Origin of the sequence: Streptomyces sp. NPDC032940 (assembly GCF_040636935.1) — a bacterium.
In the GTDB taxonomy this organism is placed as follows: Bacteria; Actinomycetota; Actinomycetes; order Streptomycetales; family Streptomycetaceae; genus Streptomyces.
The window spans coordinates 36,410-43,272 of sequence record NZ_JBEZVJ010000040.1 but is presented as its reverse complement, the minus strand read 5'-3'; the positions used below and the strand labels follow the sequence as shown (position 1 = coordinate 43,272).

4 protein-coding genes are annotated in these 6,863 nt (G+C 75.9%); all 4 read right to left on the bottom strand.

The features are described from left to right. Positions 1–164: 164 nt before the first annotated feature. A complete protein-coding gene (locus tag AB0E77_RS31175) occupies positions 165–1,613 on the bottom strand; it encodes a PP2C family serine/threonine-protein phosphatase (RefSeq protein ID WP_361577400.1) in 1,449 nt (482 codons plus the stop codon). A gap of 3 nt (positions 1,614–1,616) precedes the next feature. Beyond that, positions 1,617–4,322, bottom strand: coding sequence for a tetratricopeptide repeat protein (locus AB0E77_RS31170; RefSeq protein WP_361577397.1), 2,706 nt, complete (start codon positions 4,320–4,322; stop codon positions 1,617–1,619). A 22-nt stretch (positions 4,323–4,344) separates the two neighbouring features. Beyond that, a complete protein-coding gene (locus tag AB0E77_RS31165) occupies positions 4,345–5,679 on the bottom strand; it encodes a hypothetical protein (RefSeq protein WP_361577394.1) in 1,335 nt (444 codons plus the stop codon). Between the two features lie 106 nt (positions 5,680–5,785). Then, on the bottom strand, positions 5,786–6,832 hold the full coding sequence (locus AB0E77_RS31160) for a glutamate ABC transporter substrate-binding protein (protein WP_361577391.1): 1,047 nt from the start codon (positions 6,830–6,832) through the stop codon (positions 5,786–5,788). Positions 6,833–6,863: the final 31 nt, after the last annotated feature.

Sequence of the window (6,863 nt, the reverse complement as noted above, 5' to 3'; positions counted from 1 at the left end):
GCCCCCCACCCCCCCCCCCCGCCCCCGCCCCCCCCCCCCCCCCCCACCCCCACCCCCCCCCCCCCGGGGGGGGGGGGGGGGGGGGGGGCGCCCCCCCCCCCCGCCGCCCCCCGAGGCCGCCCCGCCGCCGCCCGGCCGTGTGCGCGTGGCCGGGCCGTGCGGCCTCAGCCGGATCCTGCCCCCGCGGGCGGCGCCGGGAACGGCACGACGGCCACTGTTACGTTGTCGTGGCCGCCGCCGTCCAGGGCGTGGCCGACCAGGACGCGGGCGCTGTGCAGCGGACGCGTGGCGGCGTCCAGGGGCACGGCGCGGGCCATCTCCTCGGCCGACTCGGCGTAGTTCCACAGGCCGTCGGTGCAGACCACGACCACACCCGGGCGGTCCGGCTTGAACGACGCGGTGTGCGGCTCCAGTTCGTAGGCGTCGGCGCCGAGCCAGCCGGTGATCGCGTGGGCCCGCTCGTCGGCGTACGCCTCGGCCTCGCTCATCAGGCCCGCGGCGACCATCTGGGCGGCCCACGAGTCGTCTTCGGTGAGCCGGGCCGCGGGGGTGCTGCGGTCCGCCGGCACCCAGTAGACGCGGCTGTCGCCGACCCAGCCGACGACCAGCAGGCCCGAGGCGACCACGGCGCCGACGAGGGTGCAGGCCGGGGCGTTCTGGTGCGGTGCCTGCTCGCGGGCCGTGGCGGGCTCCTCGGCCAGCGCGTTGACGGCGTGCGAGGCGGCGACGATCGCGTCGTGCATGGCCTGCTGCGGGTGCGTGCCGCTCGGCAGGACCGCGAGCAGCGACTCGCCGGCCGCGCGGGAAGCGGCGAGGGAGGCGTCGTCCGGACGGGTCGCCGAGGAGACGCCGTCGCACACGATCGCCACCGTCGCGGGCGTCCCGTCGGGCAGCGCGGTGTGGCCCACGCAGAAGGCGTCCTCGTTGCGGTGGTGGCGCAGCCCGCGGTCGCTGACGGCGGCCACGGGGCCCGACTCCTGCTCCATGTGGTCGCGTTCGCGGGGCTGGGCGTGGCCGCAGTTCTCGCAGTAGCCGTCGTCGTCGACACGGCCCGCGCGGCAGGCCACGCACACCTTGCCGGCCGCGGCCGGGGCGGCCTTTGGTGCCGGGGGCTGTGCGGGTGCCGGAGCGGGGGCCGACCGTGGGTCGGGGGCCTGCAACGGGTACTCGTCGGGCTCGCCGGGACGGTCGAACCGCACACCGGACGCGGCCGGTTCGGCCCCGGACGGGGGCGCGGCGGCAGGCGGTGGTGGCGGGGACGCGGCGGGCGCCGGGGGCGCGGCGGCAGGCGATGGTGGCGGGGGTGCGGCCGGCCGGTGCGGCGGCAGCGGGGAGCCGCCCGAGTCCGTGCCGGGCACGTCGGCCGGCGCCGACTCGGGCACGGGCCGGCCGGAGCCGTCCGTCTCCCGCGCGGCGGGCCAGTCGAGGCCGTCCGGCGGCGACGAGGGGGCGGGCACCGTGCCGTTCATGACGATCGTCGGGCTGTCCTCGGGCCGCGCGGGCACGGCGGACAGGTCGTATCCGCACGCGCCGCAGAAACGGTCGTCCGACTCGAGGGGTTCCTCGCAGCTCGGGCACCTCGACACAGCGGCCTGCTGGGGCATCTGCGACATCAACTACACCCACGTCCGGGGGCGGTAACGATTGGCACGTTCCACCAGGTCGATCCTCTCCTCGCCGCCCCGCGCCAGCCGGGCCAGCGTGCGGTACGAACGCTCCAGGCCGAAACGCAGAGCGCGTTCGTCCAGACCGCTGCCGAGCAGTGACCGTCCCCCGGCGGCGGAGGGAACGGAACCCCGGCCCCCGGAGAGTACCCAGTCCAGGGCACAGCCGAGGACCTCGACCGACAACTGCTCGCGGCGCGCCGGATCCAGACCGTACACGTCCAGCGCCTCGACCTGCCGCGCGGCCGCCGCCAGATCGTCCAGGAACGCCGTGTCGCCCGGCGCGGCCGTCCGCCGGCGCAGCCGGGCCCGTACGGCCGCCACGCGCGCGGCCGTGCAGTGGACCGACGACTCCGGCACCGACTCCAGCGTCCGCACGGCACCGGAGCGGTCACCGCCGGCCAACTGGACCCGGGCCAGGCCGAACGCGGCGCTCACATGGCTCGGGTCGGCCGCCCACACCAGGCGGTAGTACTCGGCGGCGTTGTCCAGCTGGCCCAGCACCTCCGCGCACAGGCCGAGCGCCAGCTTGGGCGCGATCTCGCCCGGAAAGGCGTCGTAGAGGGCGTCGAAGGCGAGCGCGGCGCCCTCGCGGTCGCCGGTCACGAGGGAGGCCAGGCCCCGGTACCAGACCACCCGCCAGTCGTCGGGCCGTTCACCCTCCAGGGCCTCCAGCGCCTCGAGCGCGCCGGGCGCGTCGCCCTGCTCCAGCCGGGCCCGGATCTGCCGCAGCCGGGTCTCGGCCGACGGCGCCGGCGCGGCGGCGAGCGCGGTCAGCAGCTCACCCGGCGCGGAGGCCATCAGGCCCGCCAGGAAACCGGCGTTGGGGTCCCCGGGATCGACCCGGGGGACCGGCAGCGCGAGCGCGGCGGCGGGGGCGTCGACGGGGGCGACCAGTCCGGAGGCACCGGCCTGGACACCGCCGACGGTGCTCACGGCACCCGGCAGCGCGGCGCTCGCGCCCCCCGAGGCGGGCGCAGCGGCCGCCACGCCCGTCCCCCCGTGGGCCGGGGCGCCGGTGACGGTCCCGCCGGGCGCCCCGACGGCCGCGTACGTGCCGCCCGGCAGCTCGGGACCGGCGCCCACGCCACCCGCGGGCCGCGCGGCCGAGGCACCGTCACCTCGCTTGCGCAGCCCCGTCTCCCGGGCCCCCAGCCGTGACACCTCGCCGTCCAGCCGGGGGAACAACTCCGTGTCCGTGACCCGCATCTCGGGCCCGAACAGCGTGGACAGCGCCGGCCGGGCGCGGCCCGTCTGGAGCGAGACCACCTCGCGCAGCACGCCCGTCAGCTGCTCGGCCATCTCCTGCGCGGAGGCGAACCGGCGCGCCGGGTCGGGATCGGTGGCGCGCACCAGGAGCCGGTAGAACGACTCGTACTGCCGGAACACCTCGATGGTGTCCGGGTCCGGCAGGGAGTCGGCGTACACGGTGGTGTAGCCCTGGAAGTCGAAGGTCAGCACGGCGAGGGTGCGGCCGACCGTGTACAGGTCGGAGGCCACTGAGGGGCCGACGTCGGCGACCTCGGGCGCCTGGTAGCCCACCGTGCCGTAGATCGCGGACTCGTCGTCGTCCATGCGGCGCACCGCGCCCATGTCGATCAGCTTGAGCTGGTCCTCGGTCTGGATGGCGTTGTCGACCTTGAAGTCGCAGTACAGCAGATTGCGGCTGTGCAGGTGTCCGAGGGCCTCCAGCGCCTCGATGCCGTACGCGCACGCCTGCTCCACCGGCAGCGGGTCGCGGCGGCCCTCGGGCGTGCGGCGGGCGTTGGCGATCTCCTTGAGGGACTTGCCGCCCACGTACTCCATGACGATGTAGCCGTCGAGGGAGCCGGTGCGCTGGTCGAGGTGCTCGACGAAGTTGTAGATCCGCACGATGTTGGCGTGCTCGATCTCGGCGAGGAAGCGCCGCTCGGAGATCGCCGCCGCCATCGCGTCCTGGTCGCCGGTGTCCAGCAGGCCCTTGAGGACCACCCAGCGGTCGGAGACGGCCCGGTCGACGGCGAGATAGATCCAGCCCAGCCCGCCGTGCGCGAGACAGCCCACCACCTCGTACTGGCCGTGCACGACGTCCCCGGACTTCAGCTTGGGCACGAACGAGTACGGGTGGCCGCACTTCGTGCAGAAGCCCTCCGTGCGGCCGGGCCGCTCCCCGCGCGCCCGTCCGACCGGCGCCCCGCAGTCCGAGCGGGAGCAGAACCGCTTGCGCTCGGGCACCTCGGGATGGTCCAGCACCATCGCGCGCGGGTCGGGCCGCGGGATCGCCGGGACCTCCACCAGGCCGGCGCCGAGCCGCCCCCGCGCGGACGACCCGGCGGGCGACCCCGAGCTGCGCACCGACACCGAACGGCCCGTGGACCGGCCCGACACGGAGCGCGAGAGCCGCCCCGACACCGAGCGCCGGGACCGCGCCGACTGCGACGACGTCCGCGCGCTGCGGGCACTGCGGGCGCTGGATCGCGCGCTGCCGCTGCCGCCGCCCGCCGAGCCGCGCGACCCCCGCCCGCCGCCGGTGATCCCGGTCGGCGTCGAGCCCACCATGCCGTTGTGTGCGACGACCGGCGCGAGACCGCAGGTGTCGCAGTACAGCTCGCCGCCGCCCATGTCCTCGTAGGACCCGCCGCAGCCGGGACGCTGACACGTCCGCTGCTCCTGGCTCATGCCGTCGCCTCCCCGTTGTCGCTCATGCGCCGGGCCCCGTCCGGTCCACCGGCCCGCCCTGACCGGGCACGCGCGGCGCGGAGCCCAGCAGTTCGGCCGCCGCGTGCTGGTAGCGCAGGACGGCCTCCTCGGCGACGCGCAGGTCGCAGGGCGCGCTCCACAGCATGCGGCGCGCCTTCTCGTACTTCTCCACCAGCTCCGGGTCCTCCGCGAAGCCCAGCCGGGCCACCTTCGCCTTGTACGCGTCCAGCCGGCCGCGCAGCTCGGCGCGCACGGCGAGCGGCGCGGTGACCGCGGTCAACGACTCGCGGGCCCGCAGCAGTTCGTCCTCGGCCTTCTCCTCCAGGGACTCCAGCAGCGGGGACAGCCGGTGCCACTGGGCGTGCCGGCGGTACTCGGCGGCCGTCGCCAGCTGCTCCTGGAGCACGGTCGGCGGTCCGCTGACCACCGGCACCTCGGTCGCGGCGATCTTCGCCAGCACCTCGCCGCGCGCCGTGCGGGCCTCGGCGAGGGTGCGGTCCGCGCGGGAGAGCACGTCCCGCAGCCGCACGATCCGCTGCTCGGCGTCCTGGCGGACGGCCAGCACCGCGTCGATCTCCCGGCGCACGTCCTCCAGGGCGCGCGCCTCCCGGTCGTAGACCGTGGTGTCCGGCCGGCCGCCGCCCGGCGCCGAACTGCCCTCGGTGGGCGCCCAGAACGCCAGCGGGTCGGAGACCACCTGCTCGCGCAGCCTGGTCAGGGTGCGGGTGATCCGCTCCAGGTCGTCCCCGGCCGGATGCTCGCCGGGGCGCACGCCCACCGAGTGCGCGAGCCGGCGGGTGCGCTGGAGCTCGGCGGCGAGTAAATCGATGCGCGCGGGCAGCGCCGACCACACCGCGTCGGCGGCGACCACCAGATCGAGGGAGGACGCGTACAGCTGGTTCATCCGGTCCACCAGCGTGACCAGCGAGTACCGCTCGCTGAGCCGGCCCGGACCGCCGTGCAGGGTGGGCGCGTGGGCGGTGGCGGCGGCGCTGCCGGCCACGGTGACCGCCTCGCCGCGCAGCAGCTCCGTCAGTTCCGCCAGGTCCTCGCGGCTGGACCAGCGGCGCCGGGCGCGGATCTCCCGGGCCGAGCGCAGGGCGCCCGAGTACGCGTCGAAGTAGGCCCACAGCAGGGTGATCGACGCCTCCGCGGCGGCCCAGCGCTCGCGGGTCACGCCCGTGAGCTCGGCGCCCTCCAGGAGTCTGCGGCCCGCGTGGTCCTGGAGGGCGAGGAGCGAGGTCTCGATGGCCTCGTGCTCCGCACCGAGCCGCGCCAGCGCACGGTCCACCTCGTCCCGGTCCATCACCGGCCCGGTGGGTCCCGTGTCGCCCATCGATCACCTTTCGCTCGTTGCGGACCCGTTCGTCGCGGACCCGCTCGCTGCGGACTCGTGCGCCGCCGACTCGTGCGTGCTCTTCCTCTGCTGCCGCGGCGGCCGTTCAGCTCCTGCGCAGGTACTGCGGCGCCGGCGGCTCCGACTTCCGGGAGTCGTCGCCCATCGCCGGCGACAGCCACACCTCGTACGAGTGCTGCCAGCCCCGGGACTTGTCGGCGCGCCACTCCACCAGGATCTGGTTGACCCGGCGTACCAGGTCGTCGGCGTCCTTCTTCATCGCCACGCCGTAGTACTCGGTGGTGAAGGGGTCGCCCTTCAGTTCGACCGTGGGGTCCTGGGCGGCCTGGCTCGCGGCGAGCGCGCCGTCGGTGACCACCGCGTCGACCTCGCCGAGCTGGAGCCGCACCAGGCAGTCCAGCTGGTTGGGCACGGTGGTGCCGAGGTCGGCGCCGGCCGCCGCCCCGCCGTCCGCCTGGTCCTGCTTCAGCGTGCTCAGCGCCGTCGAACCCGCCGCCGTGCAGATCCGCTTGCCGGAGAGCGTGTCGTCGTACCCCGTGATGTCCGAGGACTTGGGCGCGAGGAGCTGCTGGCCGGTCCTGAAGTAGGGCGAGGAGAAGGCGACGTCCGCCAGCCGGTCGCAGTTGACGGTCATCGTGCGGACCACCATGTCGACCCGGCCGTCCTGGATCGCCGGGACCCGCTGGTCGGTGGGTATCGCCTTGAACTGCACCGCGTCCGGGTCGCCGAGGATGTCCTCGGCGATGCGGTGCACCAGGTCGATGTCGAAGCCCTCCAGCTGGGCGTCGCCGCCGCTGTTCGGGTCGCGGTAGCCCCAGCGGTAGCTGTTCTGGTCGACACCGACGATCAGCTTGCGCTTGGCGCCCTCGCGGGCCCGGATCGCGTCGATGGTGGGGCCGTCCGCGCCGTCCGGGGACAGGGTCTGCTTCTCCGGGTCCGTGCACTCCTCGGCGGCGCGCGCCTGGTGGCCCTGGGCGGCGCCCTGGCCGCCGGTGCCCGCGCCATCGCTCTCACCGTGCGACCGGACCACCGGCAGGAGCAGGGCGAAGAGCACCGCCAGGGCGCAGGCGAACGCCATCGCCCCCACCCCGCCCCAGCCCCTCAGGCCGGTCCGCAGCCGTCGCGCACGCATCCTCACGCCCCCTCTCACCGCCACTCCTTCC